Annotated in this window: 22 protein-coding genes; 12 read left to right on the top strand and 10 right to left on the bottom strand. The window is 62.5% G+C overall.

Annotation, left to right across the window (positions count from 1 at the left end; translation table 11 throughout):
- Window positions 1-133: 133 nt before the first annotated feature.
- From IE116_RS24800 to flhD, 8 genes are all read right to left on the bottom strand, one after another.
- Window positions 134-2,005, bottom strand: coding sequence for a chemotaxis protein CheA (locus IE116_RS24800; RefSeq protein WP_229828891.1), 1,872 nt, complete (start codon window positions 2,003-2,005; stop codon window positions 134-136).
- On the bottom strand, window positions 2,002-2,820 hold the full coding sequence (cheZ, locus tag IE116_RS24795; RefSeq protein WP_189616464.1) for a protein phosphatase CheZ: 819 nt from the start codon (window positions 2,818-2,820) through the stop codon (window positions 2,002-2,004). Before cheZ ends, IE116_RS24800 begins: the two co-directional genes overlap by 4 nt.
- Entirely contained in the window at window positions 2,820-3,215 is a 396-nt protein-coding gene (cheY, locus tag IE116_RS24790; RefSeq protein ID WP_189616463.1) for a chemotaxis response regulator CheY, read from the bottom strand. The genes cheZ and cheY overlap by 1 nt, the downstream gene beginning before the upstream one ends.
- On the bottom strand, window positions 3,205-4,167 hold the full coding sequence (locus IE116_RS24785) for a chemotaxis protein (RefSeq protein ID WP_189616462.1): 963 nt from the start codon (window positions 4,165-4,167) through the stop codon (window positions 3,205-3,207). Before IE116_RS24785 ends, cheY begins: the two co-directional genes overlap by 11 nt.
- 43 nt (window positions 4,168-4,210) lie before the next feature.
- Window positions 4,211-5,125 carry a flagellar motor protein MotB gene (motB, locus tag IE116_RS24780; protein ID WP_189616461.1) on the bottom strand — a complete coding sequence of 305 codons (915 nt, stop codon included), beginning with the start codon at window positions 5,123-5,125 and terminating at the stop codon, window positions 4,211-4,213.
- Window positions 5,126-5,155: 30 nt separating this feature from the next.
- Window positions 5,156-6,016: a flagellar motor stator protein MotA gene (gene motA, locus IE116_RS24775; RefSeq protein WP_189616460.1), complete on the bottom strand. Its 861-nt coding sequence runs from the start codon at window positions 6,014-6,016 to the stop codon at window positions 5,156-5,158.
- Window positions 6,017-6,130: 114 nt separating this feature from the next.
- The gene (gene flhC, locus IE116_RS24770) at window positions 6,131-6,688 is read right to left on the bottom strand and encodes a flagellar transcriptional regulator FlhC (RefSeq protein ID WP_189616458.1); all 558 of its coding nucleotides are present in this window, start codon (window positions 6,686-6,688) and stop codon (window positions 6,131-6,133) included.
- A 228-nt stretch (window positions 6,689-6,916) separates the two neighbouring features.
- Window positions 6,917-7,225 (bottom strand): flagellar transcriptional regulator FlhD, encoded by a 309-nt coding sequence (flhD, locus tag IE116_RS24765; RefSeq protein ID WP_179590768.1) that lies wholly within the window; start codon window positions 7,223-7,225, stop codon window positions 6,917-6,919.
- Window positions 7,226-7,578: 353 nt separating this feature from the next.
- Between flhD and IE116_RS24760 the strand changes: the two genes are divergently transcribed.
- From IE116_RS24760 to IE116_RS24725, 8 genes are all read left to right on the top strand, one after another.
- Window positions 7,579-8,676 carry a sensor histidine kinase gene (locus IE116_RS24760; protein ID WP_189616456.1) on the top strand — a complete coding sequence of 366 codons (1,098 nt, stop codon included), beginning with the start codon at window positions 7,579-7,581 and terminating at the stop codon, window positions 8,674-8,676.
- A 364-nt stretch (window positions 8,677-9,040) separates the two neighbouring features.
- Window positions 9,041-10,591: a flagellin gene (locus IE116_RS24755; RefSeq protein WP_189616454.1), complete on the top strand. Its 1,551-nt coding sequence runs from the start codon at window positions 9,041-9,043 to the stop codon at window positions 10,589-10,591.
- A gap of 266 nt (window positions 10,592-10,857) precedes the next feature.
- Window positions 10,858-11,220, top strand: coding sequence for a flagellar protein FlaG (locus tag IE116_RS24750; RefSeq protein ID WP_189616453.1), 363 nt, complete (start codon window positions 10,858-10,860; stop codon window positions 11,218-11,220).
- Window positions 11,221-11,257: 37 nt separating this feature from the next.
- Entirely contained in the window at window positions 11,258-12,733 is a 1,476-nt protein-coding gene (gene fliD, locus IE116_RS24745) for a flagellar filament capping protein FliD (protein ID WP_189616451.1), read from the top strand.
- Between the two features lie 146 nt (window positions 12,734-12,879).
- Window positions 12,880-13,287 (top strand): flagellar export chaperone FliS, encoded by a 408-nt coding sequence (gene fliS, locus IE116_RS24740; protein WP_189616449.1) that lies wholly within the window; start codon window positions 12,880-12,882, stop codon window positions 13,285-13,287.
- A 240-nt stretch (window positions 13,288-13,527) separates the two neighbouring features.
- A complete protein-coding gene (locus IE116_RS24735; RefSeq protein ID WP_189616447.1) occupies window positions 13,528-13,893 on the top strand; it encodes a flagellar protein FliT in 366 nt (121 codons plus the stop codon).
- Between the two features lie 55 nt (window positions 13,894-13,948).
- Window positions 13,949-15,235 (top strand): flagellar hook-length control protein FliK, encoded by a 1,287-nt coding sequence (gene fliK / locus IE116_RS24730; RefSeq protein WP_189616445.1) that lies wholly within the window; start codon window positions 13,949-13,951, stop codon window positions 15,233-15,235.
- Window positions 15,232-15,690, top strand: coding sequence for an EscU/YscU/HrcU family type III secretion system export apparatus switch protein (locus tag IE116_RS24725; RefSeq protein ID WP_189616443.1), 459 nt, complete (start codon window positions 15,232-15,234; stop codon window positions 15,688-15,690). The genes fliK and IE116_RS24725 overlap by 4 nt, the downstream gene beginning before the upstream one ends.
- A gap of 153 nt (window positions 15,691-15,843) precedes the next feature.
- Here IE116_RS24725 and IE116_RS24720 read toward each other — a convergent pair whose 3' ends face one another.
- Together IE116_RS24720 and fliE are read right to left on the bottom strand one after the other, a co-directional pair.
- Window positions 15,844-16,506 (bottom strand): glutathione S-transferase family protein, encoded by a 663-nt coding sequence (locus tag IE116_RS24720; protein ID WP_189616441.1) that lies wholly within the window; start codon window positions 16,504-16,506, stop codon window positions 15,844-15,846.
- A gap of 94 nt (window positions 16,507-16,600) precedes the next feature.
- Window positions 16,601-16,957 carry a flagellar hook-basal body complex protein FliE gene (fliE, locus tag IE116_RS24715; RefSeq protein ID WP_189616439.1) on the bottom strand — a complete coding sequence of 119 codons (357 nt, stop codon included), beginning with the start codon at window positions 16,955-16,957 and terminating at the stop codon, window positions 16,601-16,603.
- 223 nt (window positions 16,958-17,180) lie between these two features.
- Between fliE and fliF the strand changes: the two genes are divergently transcribed.
- Genes fliF through fliI form a run of 4 tightly spaced genes read left to right on the top strand, consistent with a single transcriptional unit; the run spans window position 17,181 to window position 22,121 of the window.
- Window positions 17,181-18,848 carry a flagellar basal-body MS-ring/collar protein FliF gene (fliF, locus tag IE116_RS24710; RefSeq protein ID WP_189616437.1) on the top strand — a complete coding sequence of 556 codons (1,668 nt, stop codon included), beginning with the start codon at window positions 17,181-17,183 and terminating at the stop codon, window positions 18,846-18,848.
- A 49-nt stretch (window positions 18,849-18,897) separates the two neighbouring features.
- Window positions 18,898-19,911 (top strand): flagellar motor switch protein FliG, encoded by a 1,014-nt coding sequence (gene fliG, locus IE116_RS24705; protein ID WP_189616435.1) that lies wholly within the window; start codon window positions 18,898-18,900, stop codon window positions 19,909-19,911.
- A complete protein-coding gene (locus tag IE116_RS24700) occupies window positions 19,904-20,704 on the top strand; it encodes a flagellar assembly protein FliH (RefSeq protein WP_189616433.1) in 801 nt (266 codons plus the stop codon). Before fliG ends, IE116_RS24700 begins: the two co-directional genes overlap by 8 nt.
- Window positions 20,697-22,121 carry a flagellar protein export ATPase FliI gene (fliI, locus tag IE116_RS24695; protein ID WP_189616430.1) on the top strand — a complete coding sequence of 475 codons (1,425 nt, stop codon included), beginning with the start codon at window positions 20,697-20,699 and terminating at the stop codon, window positions 22,119-22,121. Before IE116_RS24700 ends, fliI begins: the two co-directional genes overlap by 8 nt.
- Window positions 22,122-22,145 lie beyond the last annotated feature (24 nt).

Genomic DNA, 22,145 nt, shown 5'->3' with positions numbered 1-22,145 from the left:
ACGCGTAACAGGCAAAACGTTGAACAGACAGCGGAAACCGGGGCTTATCTTGGAAGCCGAACGGCTTGCAGACCCGCAAGACGCCGCGACCGGCCCCGCGCCCTTGCAGGCCGCGGCCCGGCGCGGGTTGACGTCAGAACAGACCGTCGAGAAGTTGCTTCATTTCGAGCACGAGAACGAGTGTGCCGTCGCCCGAAAGCGTTGCGCCAGCGACACCTTTTGGATGGATGCCTTCGAGCGGCTTGATCATGACCTCGTCCTGGCCGATGAAACCATCCACGCCAAGGACCAGTTGCCGCTCGCCGTAGGCCAGCACGACGGCCAAGGTCGGCGGCGTCTTCCGGGCACGACCCAGCAGCACGGCCAGGTCGATCACGGGCAAGACTTCACCCCGGATGGTCAACGCCTGCGCATTGCCGATGTTGTGCATCTCTTCCTGACGCAGTGGAATGATTTCGCGCACGGCGGAAAGAGGAATGGCGTAGGGCTGGTCGACCAGTTTGAGCATCAGGACCGGCAAGATCGCCAGGGTGAGTGGCAACGACACAACAATGTGTGAGCCCATGCCCGGCGACGATTGCAGGTCGATCTGGCCCTTGAGCTTTTCGATGTTCGTCTTGACGACGTCCATGCCGACGCCGCGGCCCGACAGATCGCTGACTTCCGCCCGGGTCGAGAAACCTGGCAGGAAAATGAGCTTCAGGCATTGCGAGTGGTCGAGGAGCGACGCTTCTTCGGCACTGATCACGCCCTTCTCTACCGCCTTGCGCCGGATATGTTCCGGATCCATGCCGCGTCCGTCGTCGGACACTTCGATCACGATCGAATCGCCCGTCTGCCGCGCCGACAGGTGCAGCTTGCCGCGTGGCGACTTGCCGACCGACCGGCGTTCCACCATCGTTTCGATGCCGTGGTCGACCGCGTTGCGGATCAGGTGGACCAGCGGGTCATTCAACTCGTCCAGGATGGTCTTGTCGACTTCCGTTTCGCCGCCCGTGATGACGAGCTCGACATCCTTTTCCAGTTGCCGCGCCAGGTCTCGCGCCAGGCGGGAATACTTCTGGAACACCCGACCGACCGGCTGCATCCGGGCCATCATCACCGCCGATTGCAGATCGGACACCAGCGTGTCCAGCTGGCTGAAGACGACGTCCAGCGTTTCGGTGATGTCATCGTCGGCGCGATTGGCCACGAGAGCATCGCGCAGGCAGCTCAGGCGGTTCTTGGTCAGGCCGATTTCGCCCGACAGGTTCAGGATCTGGTCGAACCGCGCGGTGTCGACACGGATGGTCGAGTCCTTGGCAACGGCCGATGCTGCGGGAGGCGCCAGCATGTCGGTGCGATAGGGCTTGGCAGGCTGCTTGGCGGTGGCGACGCTGGCTGGCGTGCCCGCGGCGGCGGACGCCGGACCGGGTGCCGCGACCGAAACCTGACCGCCCGCGCCATCCACCTGCCCTGCCCGTGCCGGCGGTTCGCCGAACGCTGCGCGGTAAAAGCCCAGCCAATCCGGTTCGTTCTGATCCAGCGCCATGACCGGAGCCATATGCGGCTCGATGCTTTCGGACACGATGCCGCGCAGCGCACTGGTATCGACCGTTTCGCCCCGTGCTGCCGCTTCTAGGGCCAGCAGGAGGGCTTGCGGCGCGGACTCGGGCATCGTTCCCCGCTCCATCTCGCCGAACATGCGGCGGACCTCGCCGGTCGCCGCAAGGATCAGATCCATGATTTCCGGCGTGATCACGAGCACATGACTGCGCAGCAGGTCGAGCAGGTTTTCACCGCGGTGACACAGTTCGACCAGCGGCGTCGCGTCGAGGAACCCCGCGCCACCCTTGACGGTATGGAATCCTCGGAAGACCTGATTCAACAGCCCCGTATCGTGGGGACGTTGTTCGAGCTCGAGCAGACCGATATCGACGTCATCGAGCAGATCGGACGCTTCCGTCAGGAAATCTGACAGCAAATCCTGCATTTCGGCAAAGGCGGACACTATCTTCTCGCTCAAAAACCCAGGCTTTCCAGCAGGTCATCGACCTGGGCCTGGTCCGTGACGATATCGTCACGGCCTGATGTGTCGACCACGGGACCGTTCATCCATTCGCCATGGGCGCTCGGACGCTTGTCTGCGGGGGTGCTTTCAATCAGCAGCATGACCAGTTGTTCTTCGAAGTCCTGGGCCAGCTTGAGCACTTTCTGAATGACCTGACCTGTCAGGTCATGGAAATCCTGCGCCATCATGATGTCGGTCAGCAAGGCTTGGGTAGCCTGCGAATCCTGAGCCGAGCGACGCAGGTAGGCATGCGTGTCGCCCGCAACCTGCTTGAACTCGTCGACCGACAAGGTGCGCGCGTAAAGCTTGTTCCACTGCGCATCGAGCGTCGACGCATCGGCTTCGACCCGCGACTGGATGTCCTGGCCCTTCTCAACATTGGACAGCGCGCGTTCCGCGGCCTGGCCCGTCAAGCGAGCGATGTAGTCCAGTCGTTGACGGGTGTCGGGCAGCGAATTGACCGCCTGCTCGACCTTCTGGTGGTACCCCAACTCGCGCAGCGCGTCGTGCAACTGACGCGTCAGCGCGCCCACGCGTTGATAGAACTCGGCCTGCTCGGCGTCGCCCGGCTCACCGGTGTGACCGCCGGCTGCGTTGTTGGTGACGCTGCTGGCTGCGTGGCCAGAAGCTGGCGCTGCCACGGCAACCGGCGCAACAGGCGCAGTGACCGCTGCCGCGGGGGCGCTCTCGTCGTTGATACGTGCAAGGGTCTCGGACGAGATCTGATCGAACAACGCTTCGAGGTCTTCATTGTCGCGGGCGTTGGCCATCACGCGCTCCCGTTCATTTTCTGGACGATTTTTGTCAGTTTGTCTTCAAGCGTTGCCTTGGTGAACGGCTTCACGATGTAGCCGTTCGCGCCAATCTGCGCTGCGAGGACGATGTCTTCTTTCTTGGCCTCTGCCGTCACCAACAGGACAGGCAATTTCTTGAGATTGTCATCGGCGCGAATCTCCCGGAGCAGCTCGAAGCCGTTCATGTTGGGCATGTTGATATCGCTGACAACGAAATTGTAGATTCCGGTGCGCAGCTTACCCAACGCGATCTGGCCGTCTTCGGCCTCGTCGGCGTTGTTGTATCCCAACTCTTTCAGGAGGTTGCGGACAATTCGCCGCATCGTCGAGAAGTCGTCGACGATGAGGAACTTGAGATCGTCAGGCTTCATTTGCTCCCTTTCTAGCCTTTACGTGGGTAAGTTGAGCGGCGATCATAGTGGACAGCTCGGTCGGGTGGAACTTGGCCACGTAGGCGTCAACGCCGACCTGCTGACCGAGCTTCTTGTTCGCGACAGAAGACAGCGACGAATGCATGACAACCGGAATACCTGCGAAACGCGAATCGGACTTGATGTGCCGTGTCAGCACATAACCGTCCATTTCCGGCATTTCGGCGTCGACCAGGATCATGCCCAGCGACAGGTCCAGCGGAATCTTTTCGGCGTCACAGCGAGCGGCGATGCCCTTGAGCTTGTCCCATGCCTCGGCGCCATTAATGGCGTGCTGGTGCGGCAAGCCCATGCGGTCGAGCACTTCGGTGATCTTCTTGCGCGCCAGCATCGAATCGTCGGCAAAGAAGACGTTCGACTTGATATCGGCATCGACCGGCAGGATTTCGGCAGGGACCTTGTCTTCGCCGATCACCGACGCCAGGATTTGTTCCACGTCCAGGATCGAGACCAGCTTGCCGTCGGCAAGCTCGGTCAGCGCCGTCATGAACGTCATGTTGCTGGTCGGCATCGACTGGGGCGACTTGACCTTTTCCCAGTCCACACGAACGATGCGGTCCACATCGGCCACGAGGAATGCCTGCGTGTGGCTGGAGAATTCCGTGATCAACAGCTTGGTGCGCGGCGCGTCGATCTGCATGTTGATGGCAGTTGCCAGGTCGATGACCGGCAGGATCGCGCCACGCAGCGAAATGATGCCTTCCACACCACGCGGGACATTCGGCGTCTTGGTGATAGCAATGGTTTCGCAGACCTCGCGAACCTTGAACACATTGATGCCGAATACCTCATTGCCGCCCAACGAAAACAGCAGCAGTTCCATCTTGTTGGAACCTGCCAGCCGCGCCTTTTCGTCGACCATATCCATCAACCGATTATCACCGGCACCCATGATCTTCCTCCAAACCGACCGGGTCACCCCGGCCTAAATATGATTAACGTGCGTCCGTGGACGCTGAGACGCGCCAGGGTGCCCCTTCAACTTCCAGTGCGTCGGGGATGGCTGGAACATCGGCCGAAACCCCACCTTTCTTGAGGAATTCTTCACTGCGTTTATTCAGCACCACGATACTGATGCGCCGATTCTGCGGAGCGCGAGGGTCAACCTCGGTAAACGGGGCTGAATCGGACAGGCCGACGACCCGCAGCGCCTTGCTCGGATCCATTCCGGCGGACAACATGGCGCGGCGCGCGGCATTGGCGCGATCGGCTGACAGTTCCCAATTGCTGTAGCCGGCATCGCCACCTGCATACGCCGTGGCGTCGGTATGTCCGGAGATCGACAGCTTGTTGGGCACGCCATTCAGCGCGCGCGCCAGTTCGGACAAAATGATCTTGCTGTAGTCCTTGAGCACCGTCTTTCCGGTGTCGAACATGGGGCGATTCTTTTCGTCGATGATCTGGATCCGCAGCCCTTCGTCGGTGATGTCCATCAGAATCTGGTCCTTGAACTGCTTCAAGGTCGCCTGCCCCGCCACCAGGCTTTCAAGCTGCGTCTTGAACGATTCGAGCTGCCGCCGTTCGCGACGCTCGAGATCGGCGTCGGCGGTGCGGTTGTGCCCCACCGGGCGGGTCATGTCCCGGCCGCCTGCATTCATGATCGTGGCCGGGTCGCCGGCCACCTTGCCCGACGAGACCGTCAGCTTGATCGGCGTCTGGAAATAGGTGGCGATACCCTTCAGGTCTGCCTCAGCGCTGGTAGTGAGCAACCACATGAGAAGAAAGAACGCCATCATTGCCGTCACGAAGTCGGCATACGCAATCTTCCACATGCCGCCGTGGTGGGCGGCATGCGGACGCTTGCGAGCGCGTCGGATGATGATGGGCGCAACGCCTTCTTTGGCTGGCATGGCGGTCTCGGCTCGATCTGTCGGCTGCCGTCAGGCCGCCGACTTTCCTCGGACGGTGTCTTCCAGCTCGGCGAAGGTGGGGCGCTCGGTGGAAAACAGGACCTTGCGACCAAACTCGACGGCAAGGGCGGGGGCATAACCGTTCAGGCTGGCCAGCAAGGCCACCTTGATGCATTCGAATTGCTTGCCGTTTTCGCTGGCCTTCTGCTCGATGACAGAAGCAAGTGGCCCGACAACGCCGTAGGCCAGGAGAATGCCGACGAACGTGCCAACCAGCGCGGCGCCGATCTTCCCGCCAAGGATGGCGGGCGGTTCGCCGACGGAACCCATCACGTTGACCACGCCCATGACGGCGGCGACGATGCCGAATGCCGGCAGGCCGTCGGCAATGCGTTGGATAGCGCCCGCGGGAATCAGGGCTTCGTGGTGGTGCGTGTCGATTTCCTGATCCATGAGGGCTTCGAGTTCAAGCGGATTCAGGTTGCCGCTGACCATCAGGCGCAGGTAATCGGTCACGAACTCCATGAGGTGGTGATCGGCCAGCAGGGTCGGGTATTTCTGGAACAGGGGACTGTTGGCCGGTTCTTCGACGTCGGCTTCAATCGACATGAGGCCTTCGCGGCGCACACGGTTCAGGATTTCGTACAACAGGGCCAGAAGGTCGAGGTAGCGCTGCTTGCTGAACTTCGAACCATGGAGAGTCGTGGGGAGCGACAGGAGCGTGGCCTTGACCACCTTGCTGGAATTACCACAGACAAATGCGCCCAGGGCCGCACCCGCGATGATCAGAAGTTCGAAGGGCTGGAAAAGCGCGCCCAACGAACCGCCGTGCAGCGCGAAGCCGCCCAGTACCGACACCGCAACGATGATGTAGCCAATGATGACGAGCATGCGCTCGCACTCCTAAAAATCCCTCGCCACAAGCCGCGCGAAGTCCTAGTCCCGTTTTCGGCAGGCTGACAGGAATCTTGAGTGCGTTACACGCATATTCGAGTAATTGACGCTTTACGCTTCGACCGACACGTCGGCGTCGGACAGGGTCCCTGACTGACGCGTCTTGCCCGCACGCGACGGCATGTGGCAAAGGCCACACACATACTGGTGTGCAAGCTCGAAACTGTGGGTGACGAATTCACCGCTGCAACTGGTGCAGCGCGTCATGCCAAGCATGCCGGCATCGAAGAAGCGCGTCAGGCGCCAGGCGCGCGTGATCGACAGGACTTCGGGCATGCCGAGCTGCAGGACCTGCTCGCGGTACAACCGGTAGGCGCGGATCAACGATTCCACCGGCGCCAGCTCGGGCAGCCCGCACTGATGCTTGTAGATGTTCATGAACAGCGACGCATGAATGTTCGGCTGCCAGGTCATGAACCAGTCGGTCGAAAAGGGCAGCATGCCCTTTGGCGGCGACTTGCCCTTGATTTCACGATAAAGACGCAGCAGACGCTCGCGCGAGAGCGTCACTTCGGATTCCAGCACCTGGAGACGTGCGTCGAGCTGGATAAGCTCGCACGCGATCTCGATCTGGCGAGCTTCGGACAAGACGCTTTTAGCGCGTGTCATGGCAGATCCTGACTTACGGAAGGAAGATGGGCGCGGTTTGATGCCGTCACGGCCGTCAATCCAACGGTCGTAGAGACATCGGTCGCTGCGGATGCATGCGACAAGCCGCGCGAGCAGCGCTCAGACATGCCGACAGCCGGAAGTGTCTCCACACCAAGCTTCATGGGCATGATGGCAATCCGCTGGACGGCACGACGGCACGAATGGCGAGCTGAACTTGCCTGGCGATCAGGCAGCCGCCGCGGTGCGGCTCGCCATCAGGATGGCGGCGTGCATGCGAGAGGGAGCGTCGTCGCGCTTGGGAGTGGCCAGAAGATTCCAGACCAGGGAGTCGTCAAAGCGGAATCGGGCCAGCAACATGGTTGTCGACGCGATTTTGATCAATTGGGCGGTTGTTAACGATTCGACCAGGTCGCCGACTTCGGACGAAAGGCCCAAACGAAACAGCGCTTCAGCGCGATCAATGCGCAGCATTTGTTGTGCAAGCAACAGATACGTCAGATTGGCGTCACGAATTTCCGCGTTCAATCGCGACATCGCGGAAGACTCCGGCACAGCGCCAGCGTTGAGGCTGACAGCATCGGCGATTTCAAAACTGGCGTTCATCGTGTTCCCTAAATGGAAATGTCCATCACAACTAGTACTGCGGCTTACGCCACTGCGCTACCATCCAAACTGGAGCGGTGGACATAGAGCAAATTATCGGCTCTTTCATCAATCCGATGAAGTAGAAGAGGGATACTCCTTACGTCTACCTAATTAGCTTGGCGGTGTAGGAATTAATCCGACACAATAAGTTTCAATTGTTTCAATTAAATACGATATCGATGCGGGAACTCGCCCGGCCGCCTGCGGCTGAATCCTCTGCCCCACCGGAAATGAAGCAAGGCATGCTTGAAGCCCTCTTCAAATCGATGCCTGCAGCCACCTGGATCGTTGATCTTTCAGGTCGCTACAGCTTTGTCACGGACACCTACGCCAAACTGGTGGGCCGTCGTGCGGACGAGTGTATTGGGCGGTCAGTCGACGAGGTCATGCCCCCTGCCCTCGCCCGACTGTATGCATTGCGACATAAGCAATTGCTTGAAAATCGCGCGCCAAAACGATTTGAACAGATATGGCCAGTACGGGGAGAACCTCGGTGGTTTGAAATCCACATGAATTGCCTGCTTGACGAGACCGGCGAACCCATGGGAGTTGCGGGGTATGCACAAGACGTGACGCAGCATATGGAGCAGCAGGAATCCGCAAGGCGCGTGCAGGAAGGGCTCGAAAAGCGGGTAGCCCAGCGAACCCAGCAATTGAGCGTCACGAATGAAGAACTGGAAGCATTTTCCTATTCCGTCTCCCATGACCTGCGGGCACCCCTGAGCAATATCGGTGGGTTTCTTGGTCTGTTGCAGGAAAACTTTGCCGAGCAACTGGGGCCGACCGGTGCTGAATATGTTCAGCAGATCGCGGCCAACGCCGAACGGATGAACGGTCTTATTGGTGACCTTCTGCAGCTGGCACGCGTCAATCAGGGCGGCCTGCTTCGTGCCCAGGTCGACCTGACGCAGATGGTGGAAGAAATCCTGTGTGGTCTTGCCGCGCAGGATCCGGGCCGCCACGTAAAGATTGTGCTGCCGAGTCCGACGTATGCGGATTGCGATCCAGGGCTGATGCGCGCGGCGCTGGTCAATCTTCTGAGCAATGCATGGAAATTCACCGGGCGAGTCGAGCATCCTCGAATTCAGTTCGGGTGTTTCGTGCGCGGCAGCTTTCCCGTGTATTTCGTCCGTGACAACGGGGCAGGTTTCGACATGAAGCATGCAGACCGGATGTTCGGCGCCTTCCAGCGGTTCCACCGCGAAGCGGAGTTTCCCGGCACAGGAATTGGCTTGGCCACCGTCAAACGCGTGATAGGACGCCACGGCGGACAGGTGTGGGCGGAAAGCGCGCCAGGCCTCGGCGCCACGTTTTATTTCACGCTCGACACCCCGGACTGATGTCCGGCCGCCACGCAACGTGGATCGGCCATTTTCTAATACGTATTTTTGCGACGGTATTCATGGTCTTGAAACCCGCGTCAATGCGTGATCTGCGCGAATTCAAAAAACTTTAGGGCTTTTTTTAAAGTTTAAATTCGCTCCCCGCCTAAAGTTTCAAAACGCCCCCCCGTTAATTGCATCATCCAGGCCGCGCCGCGATGTGCAGCGACGATCTACCGGTACCGAACGGACGACCCGAAGGTACTGGCAGATTGCAAGGCCGAACGGGCAAATCGTGAAGTGGACTTTTCCACACAACGAATGCATAAAGCGGGCATCGGTCCCGAAACTGAAATATGACTAACCTCCAGGGAGATACGTCATGGCACAAGTCATCAATACCAACATCGCTTCGCTCAACGCTCAGCGCAATCTGAACTCGTCGCAATCGGCGACCACGACGTCGCTGCAACGCCTGTCGACCGGCCTGCGCATCAACAGCGCGAAGGACGACGCAGCTGGCCTGGCCATCTCCGAGCGCATGTCCACGCAGATCAAGGGTCTGAACCAGGCCGTTCGCAACTCGAACGACGGTATCTCGCTGGCCCAGACCGCTGAAGGCGCGCTCCAGCAGATCGGCACCAACCTGCAACGTATCCGTGAACTGTCGGTTCAGTCCGCCAACGCGACGAACTCGGCCGACGACCGCGCCGCACTGCAGAAAGAAGTTGCGCAGCTGTCTTCCGAAATCGGCCGCGTGGCCAAGGACACGTCCTTCAACGGCACCAGCCTGATCGACGGCAGCTTCACCAGCAAGGCGTTCCAGGTCGGCGCCAACCAGGGCCAGACCATCAGCATCAACGGCATCGCCAACGCCAACGTGAACGCCCTGGGTTCGTGGACCAGCAAGGACACGGCCGCTGCAGTGGGTGGCGTGGCTCCTGTTGGTACGCCTACTGCTGCTGTCAGCGGCACGGCAACGCTGAGCGCCGCCGCATTGACGGCGCCTGACGCGACGACATTCGACTACGCTGCCAGCAAAATCACCGTCAACGGCACCGCAATCGACCTGGCCGCCGTTACCGCCGGCACCGACAACGCCACCGCTCGCACTGCGATGGTCGCTGAAATCAACACCAAGCTGGGCGCAGCCGGCATTCCCGGGCTGACCGCTGCCGTAACAGGCGGTGCAGGCGCCGAAGTCATCACCTTCTCGAACTCGGGCAAAAGCGAGTTCTCGATCACGGGCGACAACTTCGCCGGCACGCTGACGGTCAAGGCGGCAACGCCAGCAAAGAGCGACTTCGCAGCTATCGCAGGCGGCGGCATCACCATCAACGGCAAGAACATCGGCCCGATCGGCGCAACCAGCAACGCAGCATCGCGTCTGAGCACCGTTGCCAGCGCCATCAACAACCTGTCGGCTGAGACCAACGTAACGGCCACGGTCGACGCAGGTCGCCTGAAGCTGACGTCAGCCAAGGGCGACGTGGTTGTGGGCGGTACTGCCGCGGCTGCCGACATGCTCAAGGAAACCGGTCTGGTTGCAGGTACCTCTGCTGCCGGCGGCACGAACATTGCGGGTTCCACCACGTTCGCCAAGGGCACGGCGCAAGTCGGCTTCGCTAACCTCGACATCTCGACCGTCGACGGTGCCGACAACGCCATCCTGGCTATGGACGCCGCACTGAAGAGCGTGAACGAAGCTCGTGCTGACCTGGGCGCGATCCAGAACCGCTTCAGCTCGGTGGTTTCGAGCCTGGAAACGACGTCCGAGAACCTGTCTGCCTCGCGCAGCCGGATCCAGGACACCGACTTTGCTGCAGAAACCGCGTCGCTGACCCGCGCGCAGATCCTGTCGCAAGCCGGTACCGCGATGCTGGCCCAGGCCAACTCGCTGCCGAACAACGTGCTGACGCTCCTGCGCGGTTGATTCGGAAGTGACCTGACCGGACCGGGCATTCGACGGTCCGTCGCAAGGTTGGCACAACGGCCCACATGGCGACATGTGGGCCGTTGTCGTTCGTCCAAGCGCCGCGATCGGGTCCCTGCGCGCAGCGGTCGTAAGGCCAGGAAGCCCGCGATGCGTAAGAGTGCGTGCCGTGCTCAAGATTTCCGTCGGTAAACCGTTAATCAAACATGGACGACGATGGGGCTATCTGAACAGGCCCGACGCGACGACAACGCACCGGAGCACACATGAGCATCAATCCTGTTGGATACCCAGTCGATAATCGTGTTGCCGGCACCAGCCGGCCGGCGGCGGCCGATGCCGTGGCCCTGCAGCCGCCGAACGCTGTGCCCGAACTGGCACTGCCGGTCACGTCTCAAATACCCGATGTTGAAAAGCTGCAAGACGTAGTCGACACGTTCAATCAGTACATACCGATGGCGGCAAACAACCTTCTGTTTTCGATCGACGAAGACAACGGCACCGTTGTCGTCAAGATCGTCGACACCACGACGCAAGACGTGATCCGCCAGATTCCGTCGGTCGAAGCACTGGAAATCAGCCGGTCGCTCGACAAGCTCCAGGGCCTGCTGCTGCAGGGCAAGGCTTGAACGCAATCGACGGCAACCGAAACGCAAGGAATTCACCATGGCAACCGTAGGCGTCAATTTGGGGACCGGCTCAGGCCTGCCCCTCGAAACTCTGGTCACCAACCTGATGAACGCGGAGGCCATCCCGCTCAGGAAGCTGCAGGCGAAAGAGGCGTCGACCACTGCCAAGGTGTCGGCGCTCGGCCAACTCAGCGGCTCGATGACATCGCTTCGCGAAGCGTTGCTCAAGCTGACGGACAGCAATTTCAACAGTGGCGCCGCCACGGTGTCCGAAAAGGACGTTGCCACCGTCACGGCCACGAACAAGGCAGCCAAAGGTTCCGTATCGCTTGAAGTGCTTCAGCTTGCGCAGCAGGAAAAGGCCGTGAGCGGCTCGCTGGCGTCAGCCGACGCCAAGGTGACGACCGGTCAGCTGTCGTTCACCTTCGGCAAGGCCACGAACGGCACGTTCAGCGCCGACGCCGATCTGCCTACTCAAACGGTCACCATTACCAGCGAGAACAACTCGCTGTCGGGCGTGCGTGACGCGATCAACAAGGCCGGCACCGGCATTACGGCCAGCCTCGTCAATGACGGCAATGGCTCGCGCCTGGTCTTCAGCAGCAGCCGCACCGGCGCCGAAAAGTCTTTCCAGATCCAGGGACTGCCCGACGGCACCACCCCCGCGGACGCCTCGCTGTCCATGTTCGACTACAACCCGAGCTCTGCCCCCAATTATTCGCAAGGGTCGGCAGCAACCGGGATGGCACGGCTGCAGGCCGCAGGCGACGCCAAGATCCTTCTCGATGGACTGGCAATCACGAAGCCCGACAATATCGTCAGCGATGCCATCGACGGGCTGACCTTGACGCTGACAAAGACAGGCACGACCAAAGTCACGGTGTCCCAGGACCTGGCAAGCGTCAAGTCATCGGTGCAAGGCATGGTCACGGCGTATAACGCCCTCCTGAACACGGCCAAGCAGCTGTCCGTCAACAACCCAAGTCCCACAGCAGGCACCACGTCGTCGAGCAACGGTCCTCTTGCTGGCGACAGCATTGTGCGCGATGTGACAGCGAAGCTGCGTGAGCAACTATTCGCGCCGGTCGCGGGGGCTACCGGTCCGTATACGTCGTTTGGCTCCCTGGGGGTCGCGTTTCAGAAAGATGGCACGCTCAAGCTCGACGCCGCCATGTTCGACAAAGCCATGGCGGCCGATCCGGCCGGCGTGGCCAACCTCTTTGCTGACGAGCCCAACGGCGCGGGATCGGTCGGCTTGTCCAAGCGGTTCGTCGACGCCATCAATACGATGGTCGACAAGACCGGGTCGATCCAGACACGCGTCGACGGTCTTGGGGTCACCACCAAGGCGCTCCAGTCCCAGCAGAAGGCCCTGGAAGATCGCCTTGTGCAGATCGAGGCTGGCTATCGCGCCCGTTTCGCCGCGCTGGACAAGCTCGTGACCGGCATGCAAGGCACTCAGAACTTCCTGACCCAGCAGCTGGAGTCCCTGGCGTCGATGCGGAACGGCTGACGCGTCAAAGCCGGAAACGGCAGGATTAATCCCCTCATTTCCTCCTTTAGGATATTTGTGTCCAGCCGTTAATACCCTTGTAACGCGATACGGTGCAAGGGTCGGGCCTTCCGACTCCGACTGGCATCCTCGCGCAGGAGATCACTTTGTCGGGATTCGCAAATTTTGGCGCGCGGGCGTATGCCAGCGTCGGGGTCGAGACCGGGGTATCGGTATCCACGCCACACGAACTGATTCTGATGCTGTACGACGGGGCTCTCGAGTCCCTCCGTCTGGCCATCGGCTGCATCACCGCGAACGATCCCATCGGTCGTGCCAAAGCGGTGTCGCGCGCCGCGCGCATCATTGATGAAGGCCTGCGCGCCAGCCTCGACCACAAGTCTGGCGGAGACCTTGCCCTTCAGCTGGACCGCCTGTACGACTACATGTGCCGACGCATTCTGCAGGGCAGCACCGACAACGATGCGGCTCCCCTTGAAGAGATCGCGGACATGATCGATGGCTTGCGCAGCAGTTGGGTAGCCATCGAGCCCGGCGCGCACGCAGCAGCGTAATTCCTTCGCACGCAGGCCACCCTGGGGGAGCAGTTCGCGCGACGCTCCTTACGCGGATATGCGTACGGTCTTTTTCGTAATGGCGGCCACGGACAGTCGTTGACGTCCTGCTGACCCGCAGAACGTCGATACGACGGACCGCACAGTATCCGAACTACCGGTTCCTTGCCCCTTTATCCCGGCTCGCGCTTACCCACTACGGCGCTCGCTCGCCTCTCATGGTCCTTTTCCAGGTCCTTTATGTCGCCCAATCTCGCAGTGCACGCCGCAGCGCCCGACACCCCGCCAAGGGGCTCCGAGACGACCCTCCAGTCCGTTTACGAGGGATTTGCCGAAATCAGTTCAGCCATGCTGGACGCCGCCGAACGAGGCGATTGGGACGCCGTGACGGCCGGCGAGCAGTCCTGCGGGCAGCTGATCGACTTCCTGAAGCACGCCAAACTCGTTCCGATCGACGAGGCAGAACGACTCGAATGCATGCGGTTGGTGCGCAAGGTGCTGGCTGACGATGCCGCAATCCGTGGACTGGCGCAGCCACGGCTCGCAGAACTCGATAGAATCCTCAGACCCGCCCATGGACGGATGCGAACGCATTCCTTCCGTTGAACCCCTTCCCTTTTATTGACAGGCTGCCGATGGCGCGACATTTCGCGAGACGACTGTGGTAACTGACGCGCGCAGCGCGCGGCCGGTCAGTCCTGCCACGTCGGTCCAGTCGTGGGAACGGTATCGCGAGGACGCCCGTGAGGCGATCCTTGCCAAGCTTGCCAGCGGCCCAGGCGGCAAGGGCAGCCCGGTGGACGTGTCATCGGGCCGGACACCCCCGGCGTCACAACCGGCGGGCCTGGTGCGTGCGACGGTGCTGCAGGCCAACAGCGAGTCTGAAGCGCTGGTCGACATCGGCGGAAAGTCCTATCTGATCAACACGCGCCAGGCGCTTGCGGAAGGGGCGAACGTCATTCTGCGGCTGCTGGACTCCCGCGAGTTCGCCCAGGGCGGCCCCGCGACGGCGCGAGTGCGTGGGGGTGCACCGTCTGGCGACCCGGCGGCGGCCGGCGCTGGTGGCGCTGCCGGCGACATGGCGGGCGCGCCCGATATCGATCCCGTCACTGGCATCCGGCGGGTCGGCATTGCGCCGGTGACCCTGCCCGCATTGGCCGAACTCAAGACAGCGTCGAGCGAGGTCAACGTTCAACTAAGCGGATCCGCGCGGTTGCTGTCCGCCCTGGCATCGGCGCCGGACAGCCCACAGCGGCTCGTCCCGCTTGCCCCGTTGGCGCTTGATCGACAGACTGATACCACGGCGTCGGCGCAGAAGATCCAGCACGCCGTGGAACATTCCGGCCTGTTCTACGAATCGCATCTGCAGGAATGGCAGGAAGGCCGGCGCTCGCTGGATGCATTGCGCGCCGAGCCGCAAGCAGCGCTGTCGCCGGGCTTACCTGCCAAGCCGGATGCCGCGGGCAAGACGACCGACATGACGCCGGTGCCATCCACGCCGGAACAAAGCGCGGCCAAGGGCTTGCAGGCAGCGCTGGGCGCGATTCCGGCGGATGTGCGGCCCATTGTGCAGGATCAGATTGCCCTGCTCGAAACCGGACGCATGGGATTGCTGGGTTCGTGGGAAGGGCGACCGTTCTCGCTGGAAATCGAACCCGACGACAACGGCCCTCGTTCCGATGACATCCCCTTGTCCTGGCGGGTCAAGATTCAGATTGACGCCCCGAACCTTGGCAAGCTTGAGCTGGACGTGGCGCTGGCGGGCACTCAGGCCAATGTGACCGTGCGCCCTGACGGAAAGACCACCAAAGGCCAGGCCCTGCGCGACCTGCAGGCGGCATTGACGTCGACCTCGGCCGAACTCCAGACCTCGCTCGATGCGCGCGGGCTGCAGATGACAGGCCTGAACGTCGCGCCAGCGGGCCGCTCGACGGTGGAGCGGTCATGAGCGTGCCGCACGAGACGTCGCATGGCCTGGGCAACGGCCCGCCGCTCGAGGGCGAGAACACGGCCGATCCCAAACGCCACCTGGCCGTCGCGTTGCGCTATGAGCGCGAACGCAAGACGCCGGTGGTCGTGGCCAAAGGCAGCGGGCTGGTGGCCGACGCAATACTCAAACAGGCGCGTGACGCCGGCGTGTTCGTGCACAGCTCGCGGGAACTGATCGATCTGCTGATGAAAGTGGATCTGGACGCACGCATTCCTCCATCGCTGTATGTGGCCGTGGCCGAAGTCCTGGCGTGGGTGTACCGGCAGGATGAGCGCGCGGGCGCGCGGGTGGCTGGCGACCTGCCGGTGGGCAATCCCGTCGGCGCTGCGGCAGGCGCCAACCGGGCAAATTCGACCGCGCATGGCGCTGACAGCACGACTCCGACGTCCTCAGTCGGACGTCCGCCCCGTTGATCCGGTCACGCTGATCCGGTCAGGCTGATCCGGTCACACTTATTCGATCGCGCTGAACCCTGAACCCGTAGGCGGGCACAGGCCACTGGATCCCTGCTGACGTTGTTTTCCAGTCCGGACGCCGTGTCGGCCCCCTTGCACCTGCGCAGCAACCTAAGCGTGCACGGCGCCTGCCATCGCCACAAAGCCAGGCAACGCCTCGATCTGTCGCAACCACGCAACGACCGACGGATAACCATCCAGCATCACGCCGCCTTCCGGTGATTGCGCCACATAGGTATACAACGCAATGTCGGCGATGCTGACGTTGTCGCCTGCGAGAAACGGCCACGCCTTCAATTGATGTTCAAGGACCGCCAGAAGTTGGTGTGCGGCGGCAACCGCGGCGGTCGGGTCCTGGTCCAGGCCGACCAAGCGGATCCGCCTGGCCATTGCCGGCCCGGCAAGGAGTGGTCCGGCAGCCACAGACAGCCAGCGCTGGATGCGGCCCCGCGTGATGGCGTCGCCGGGATACCACGTCGACCCCGTGGCGTACCGGCTGGCCAGATACACCAGGATCGCACTGGAGTCGGCAAGGACGACACCGTCGTCTATCAGTACCGGCACTTGGCCGAACGGATTCAGGGCGAGGAAATCGGCCTGCCGATGCTCACCCTTGAACAGGTCGATGTCGACGATGCGGCAGGGCACGTCGAGCAGCGACAGGAATAGTTGGACGCGGTGCGAGTGCCCCGACAGGTGATATCGATACAAGGTGACGCCGCCCGCGCAATCGCGTGGTGAGGCAGCAACAGAGTTGGCGGCGAGGGAGGTCATGTAAGCAGGAAATCAACAGCAAAGCGCGCATCACATGTTGTGCCGCGGTTGTGCCGCGCGAGCAACATCCACAAACGTGGCGCGGTTGCCACGTTTACACGGGCATGTTCATGACGTCGGTATAAGCCTGGACGACCTTGTTGCGTGCCTGGGTAAGCATCTGGAACGAGAGGCTCGCCTTGTTCATGGCGATCATGGTCTGTTCAAGGCCGACTTCCGGGTCGCCCATCTGGTAGCCCGTTTGCAACACCTTGGAGTCGGTCTGCGCCGAGGCGACTGACTGGATCGCGCTGGACAGGATGTTCGAGAAGCTGGGCGCGGGGCCTTCTGCAGCGCCGCCGCCGATCAGGGCGTCGGGGCGGCCAAGCATTTGCGCGGCCCGCGCCATGCCGGTGGACGCGCCTTCCGATGCGGCAAGCGTGGAGGACAAGACGTTCTGGATGCGGTCCATGGTGGATGCCCGGCGGTGGAAAGATGCGGCAATGATAAGCGGCGCCCTTGGGGGAAGAGCAGGAGAAGTGGGGGGTAATCCTGCGTCTATTCGACACTTGCTTGTGACAATTTGCATCATGTAATGCATGTATTCAGGAATGGGTCAGCGCCCGTGCCTGCGCGCCATCCGGCACAGGCATTCCAGGCATCCGCACAGCTACCCAGGCATTTCCGCATCACTCATGGCAGACGCTCTCGACCCCCCTCTCAACGCTCCCTCGCCGGTGCGGACGAACCCCTTTCAGGAGGCCCTGGGCCGCCTGTCGAATCGCAACCGGATGGCATTGCTGATCGGGATCCCGCTGCTGGTCGCGATCATTGCCGCAACGTTGCTCTGGACGCGGGAGCCCGCCTATCGCGTGTTGTTCAGCGGTCTGTCCGACCAGGACGGCGGTGCCATCCTGACAGCGCTGCAGGCCCAGAAGATTCCCTACAAGATGACCGACAACGGCAGCGCCATCATGGTGCCGCCGGAACGCGTGCATGAAATCCGCCTTGGCCTCGCGTCGCAGGGCCTGCCCCGCGCCGGCAACGTCGGCTTCGAGCTGATGGACAACAGCCGCATGGGTCTCACGCAATTCCAGGAACAGGTCAACTACCAGCGCGCGCTGGAAGGCGAGCTGTCGCGCTCGATTCAAAGCCTGGGATCGGTGAAGTCGGCGCGTGTCCACCTGGCCATCCCCAAACCGAGCATCTTCATCCGCGAGCAGAACCGCCCGACAGCCTCGGTGCTGGTGCAGATGTATCCAGGCCGGCTGCTGGAACGCGCGCAGGTTGCCGGCATCGTGCATCTGGTGGCGTCATCGGTGCCGGAAATGGCAACCAGCGCCGTCAGCGTGGTGGACCAGACGGGCGCCCTGCTTTCGTCCGGCGAAATGACCGGCTCCGGCCTCGACTCCAGCCAGATGGAATACCTGCGCGCGATGGAGCAGCAGTACACCCGGCGCATTGCCGACCTGCTCACGCCGATCGTCGGTGCACAGAACGTGCGGGCACAGGTCGCGATCGACCTGGACTTCAGCCGCGCCGAGCAGACGGACGAGATCTACAAACCCAATACCGACGCAACTCAGGCGGCGATCCGCAGCCGGCAGTCCTCCGAATCCCATGACCCGGTGCCAGTCCAGAACGGCGGCGTGCCGGGCTCGCTGTCGAACACGCCTCCGGGTGTCGCCACGGCGCCCATCACGGGCAATGCGGCCACCAACCCCACGGCCACGCCTGCCCGTCCGAATGCGCCGCTGCCGGAGAGCATCAAGCGCGCCGACACCACCAACTACGAAGTCGACAAAACGGTCCGCTATGTGCGCGAACCTGTCGGCCGCATCCGCCGCATCTCCACCGCCGTAGTGGTGAACCACCGCAGCAGCACGATCAATGGCGCTGTACAGAATTCCGCCTTGTCCCCCGAGGAACTGGCGCAGATCAAGGCGCTCGTGAATGACGCGGTCGGCTTCAGTCCCGATCGGCGCGACTCGGTGTCTGTCATCAACATTCCCTTCAACGAAAACGCGCTCGACAAGCCGGAAGACGTGGCGTTCTGGCAGCAATCGGAAGTGATCGGCCTGGCGCGCGAGATCGGTATCGGCCTGATCGTGGCGATTGCCGTCCTGTACCTGATTCTGGGGGTGATCCGCCCAGCGGTGCGCCAGATGACGGCGCCTCCCCCGCCGCCCGAGCCTGTCGTGCCGAACTATGGCCTGAATCTGCCGCCCGAAGCCGGGGCGACCGGCGAGGTCGAGGCCGGTGAAGATCCGCTCGAACGCGTGCGGCGTTTTGCCCGCGACAACCCGCAAGTGGTCGCCAACGTGATCCGCCAGTGGGTGAACGACCCGCAGTCCGCGCCATGACGCCCGCCACCCTGATTCCGCGACTTTTCAAGCGAGCCCTATCATCGCCATGCTGACCCCCTCCTCCAGTGTCGATCAAGGTGTGACCGACGGCGCCATCCTCCTGCTCTCGCTGGGCGAGGAGGAAGCCGCAGCTGTGCTCAAGTACCTCGCGCCGCGCGAGGTGCAGAAGCTCGGCACGGCCATGGCAGGCATGCAGGGCATCGCCCGGGAAGACATGGACTCGGTGCTGGCCCGCTTCGAAGAAGACATCAGCGATCACACCGGCATCGGCACGGATTCGGACGCCTACCTGCGCAACGTGCTCAATCGTGCACTGGGCACGGACAAGGCCGGCTTCCTGCTGGATCGCATTCTGCACACCGGCGATACGTCGGGTATTGAAAGCCTGAAGTGGATGGATCCTACGGGCGTGGCCGAACTGATCCGCCACGAGCATCCCCAGATCATCGCGTCGATCCTGGTGCACCTGGAACCCGACCAGTCTGCTGCAGTGCTGAACAATCTGACCGAACGCGTGCGCTCGGACGTGCTGCTGCGCATTGCCACGCTGGACGGTATCCAGCCGGCGGCCCTGCGCGAACTGAACGACGTGTTGCTCAAGATGCTGTCGGGCAACGAACAGATCAAGCGGCGCAAGCTGGGCGGCATCAAGACCGCGGCCGACATCCTCAACTACGTCGGCACGACGAACGAGAATCAGATCATTGCGTCGGTGCGATCGGTGGATACCGAGCTTGCCCAACGCATCATCGACGAGATGTTCACGTTCGACAACCTGCTCGAGGCCGATGATCGCGGCATGCAGATGCTGCTGCGCGAAGTCACGCCCGACTCGCTGGTCATGGCGCTCAAGGGCGCCAGCAACGAGCTGCGCGACAAGATATTCCGCTGCATGCCGACCCGTGCGGCGCAGCAGTTGCGCGACGACCTCGAAACGCGCGGCCCTGCCCGCATTTCGGAAGTCGAAGCGCAGCAGAAGGAAATCCTCAAGGTGGCGCGTCGCCTGGCCGAATCCGGCGATCTGGTCATCGATGGCGTAGGCGAAGAACAGTATGTCTGACCGGCTGCTGCATCGCGGGCGCATCCTGTCGGCCGACGAAGGCGAGGACCTGCCCGTCTGGAAACTCAAAGCTTTCCCGGCCGGCTCGGAAGGCCAGTATCGCCGCCGCCCGCAAACCTTGGCCGAGAAGATCGCCGCGGAGCGGTTGGCCGCCAACGCTCTGGCTGCGCGGGCGCGCCCGGTCGAGCCCCTGCGCCCGACCGCCGCGGCGCCCGCTCCGGTTCCTGCCCCCAAGCCAGCGGTTGATCCGGCCGAAGTGGAACGCATCCGCAAGGAAGCCTTCGACGAGGGTTATGCCGCCGGCTACGACAGCGGCGCCTCTGCTGCGCACGACGAGACGGAGCGGCTGCGGATCCTGGCCGACAGCGCGGGCGCCGTCTTCGAGACGTTCGAGCACACGCTGGCACCGGCCCTGCTGGAACTGACGATGGCGGTGGCGCGGCAGGTGGTGCGCCGCGAATTGAGTACGGACAGCAACGTGGTGCTGTCGGTGGTGCGTGATGCCTTTGCGCAGCTGACTGGCGGAGAAACCGGCAAGCAGCTGTTGCTCAATCCTAACGATATCCAGTTGGTCCGTGCGCACCTGGGTGAAGAGCTGACGCTGGGTCAGTGGAAGCTGATCGAAGACAGCCGGATCGATGCGGGCGGTTGCCGTATCTCGACCCAGCAGTCGGCGGTCGATGGCACGGTCGAAACGCGCTGGAAGCGCGTTGTTGCGACGCTGGGATCCCGCGCGCGCTGGGTGACCGACGCGGACGGCAAGGACCACGACGAGGATGCGGACGATGCCTGACGCCGCGGTTCGCCTAGGCCGTTTCCTGTCCTCCTGCCAGAAGCGGGTGGAGCGCGCGAGTCCGCTCGCCGTGCACGGCCGACTCACGCGCGTCGCCGGCCTGGTGATGGAGGCCGTCGGCCTGAAGCTGGCGGTGGGAAGCACCTGCCTGATCTATCAGAACGACGTGCTGGCAGCCGAAGCGGAAGTCGTGGGTTTCAACGGCGAGCGGGTCTTCCTGATGCCGTCGACCGAAGTGCATGGATTGACCGCCGGCGCGCTGGTAATGCCGCTGGAAGTGGCGCGGCATGCGCCGGTCTATGCCGGAGAAGGCGAGCCCTTCCCGAACGATGCGGACATGCCCGAGGAACGGACCAAGCATCTGCCCGTTGGCGAAGCGCTGCTGGGCCGGGTTGTCGACGGCGCCGGTCGGCCGTTGGACCGGCTCGGCCCGATCCATTCCGCCCATCGCGCGCCCCTGGCGGCGCGATCGATCAATCCGATCGAACGCCAGCCTATCGAGCGACCGCTGGATGTGGGCGTGCGAGCGATCAACGCGATGTTGACCGTGGGCCGCGGCCAGCGGATGGGGCTGTTCGCCGGGTCGGGCGTCGGCAAGAGCGTGCTGCTGGGCATGATGGCGCGGTTTACCGAAGCCGATGTGACCGTGGTGGGCCTGATCGGCGAACGGGGCCGCGAGGTCAAGGAATTCATCGACCATATTCTTGGCGCCGAAGGGCTGGCGCGATCCGTGGTGGTGGCCGCCCCGGCCGATGCGGCTCCGCTGATGCGGCTGCAGGGCGCAGCCTACGCCACAGTCCTGGCCGAGCACTTTCGCGATGAAGGCAAGAACGTCCTGCTGATCATGGATTCGCTGACGCGCTATGCGATGGCGCAGCGCGAAATCGCGTTGGCCATCGGCGAGCCGCCGGCCACCAAAGGCTATCCGCCGTCGGTGTTTGCAAAGCTGCCCGCGCTGGTCGAACGCGCCGGCAATGGCACGCACGGCAAGGGTTCGATCACCGCGTTCTACACGGTGCTGACCGAGGGCGATGACCAGCAGGATCCGATCGCCGATTCGGCGCGAGCCATCCTGGACGGTCACATCGTGCTGGACCGAGCGCTGGCCGACACCGGCCACTACCCGGCCATCGACATCGAGCAGTCGATTTCGCGGGCGATGCACAACATTGTCGACGCGCGCCAGCAGCAAGGCGCACGCACCATCAAGAAGTTGTTTTCGCGGTACCAGCGTTCGCGCGACCTGATCCAGGTGGGCGCGTACATCCCGGGCAGCGATCCGGAGCTTGACCGTGCGATTGCCGCGCACGGCACCATCAGTCAATTTTTGCAGCAAGGGATCCAGGCACAAGCGCCCTACCCCGAAAGCTGCGCGGAACTCGCCCTGATCGCCGACCAGTTCGGCGGCCAGACCTGAGCCGGCCCACGCAAGAGAGAAACG

The organism is Pigmentiphaga litoralis (assembly GCF_014651835.1).
Taxonomy (GTDB): Bacteria; Pseudomonadota; Gammaproteobacteria; order Burkholderiales; family Burkholderiaceae_B; genus Pigmentiphaga; species Pigmentiphaga litoralis.
The sequence above is the reverse complement of the archived record's forward strand: the minus strand, read 5'-3'. Positions and strand labels throughout refer to the sequence as shown.

Coding starts and splice junctions, on each gene's coding strand:
- cheZ (WP_189616464.1), bottom strand. CDS start 2,820: ATGGCCAACGCCCGCGACAATGAAGACCTCGAAGCGTTGTTCGATCAG.
- cheY (WP_189616463.1), bottom strand. CDS start 3,215: ATGAAGCCTGACGATCTCAAGTTCCTCATCGTCGACGACTTCTCGACG.
- IE116_RS24785 (WP_189616462.1), bottom strand. CDS start 4,167: ATGGGTGCCGGTGATAATCGGTTGATGGATATGGTCGACGAAAAGGCG.
- motB (WP_189616461.1), bottom strand. CDS start 5,125: ATGCCAGCCAAAGAAGGCGTTGCGCCCATCATCATCCGACGCGCTCGC.
- motA (WP_189616460.1), bottom strand. CDS start 6,016: ATGCTCGTCATCATTGGCTACATCATCGTTGCGGTGTCGGTACTGGGC.
- flhC (WP_189616458.1), bottom strand. CDS start 6,688: ATGACACGCGCTAAAAGCGTCTTGTCCGAAGCTCGCCAGATCGAGATC.
- flhD (WP_179590768.1), bottom strand. CDS start 7,225: ATGTCGCGATTGAACGCGGAAATTCGTGACGCCAATCTGACGTATCTG.
- IE116_RS24760 (WP_189616456.1), top strand. CDS start 7,579: ATGCTTGAAGCCCTCTTCAAATCGATGCCTGCAGCCACCTGGATCGTT.
- IE116_RS24755 (WP_189616454.1), top strand. CDS start 9,041: ATGGCACAAGTCATCAATACCAACATCGCTTCGCTCAACGCTCAGCGC.
- IE116_RS24750 (WP_189616453.1), top strand. CDS start 10,858: ATGAGCATCAATCCTGTTGGATACCCAGTCGATAATCGTGTTGCCGGC.
- fliD (WP_189616451.1), top strand. CDS start 11,258: ATGGCAACCGTAGGCGTCAATTTGGGGACCGGCTCAGGCCTGCCCCTC.
- IE116_RS24735 (WP_189616447.1), top strand. CDS start 13,528: ATGTCGCCCAATCTCGCAGTGCACGCCGCAGCGCCCGACACCCCGCCA.
- IE116_RS24725 (WP_189616443.1), top strand. CDS start 15,232: ATGAGCGTGCCGCACGAGACGTCGCATGGCCTGGGCAACGGCCCGCCG.
- IE116_RS24720 (WP_189616441.1), bottom strand. CDS start 16,506: ATGACCTCCCTCGCCGCCAACTCTGTTGCTGCCTCACCACGCGATTGC.
- fliE (WP_189616439.1), bottom strand. CDS start 16,957: ATGGACCGCATCCAGAACGTCTTGTCCTCCACGCTTGCCGCATCGGAA.
- fliF (WP_189616437.1), top strand. CDS start 17,181: ATGGCAGACGCTCTCGACCCCCCTCTCAACGCTCCCTCGCCGGTGCGG.
- fliG (WP_189616435.1), top strand. CDS start 18,898: ATGCTGACCCCCTCCTCCAGTGTCGATCAAGGTGTGACCGACGGCGCC.
- IE116_RS24700 (WP_189616433.1), top strand. CDS start 19,904: ATGTCTGACCGGCTGCTGCATCGCGGGCGCATCCTGTCGGCCGACGAA.
- fliI (WP_189616430.1), top strand. CDS start 20,697: ATGCCTGACGCCGCGGTTCGCCTAGGCCGTTTCCTGTCCTCCTGCCAG.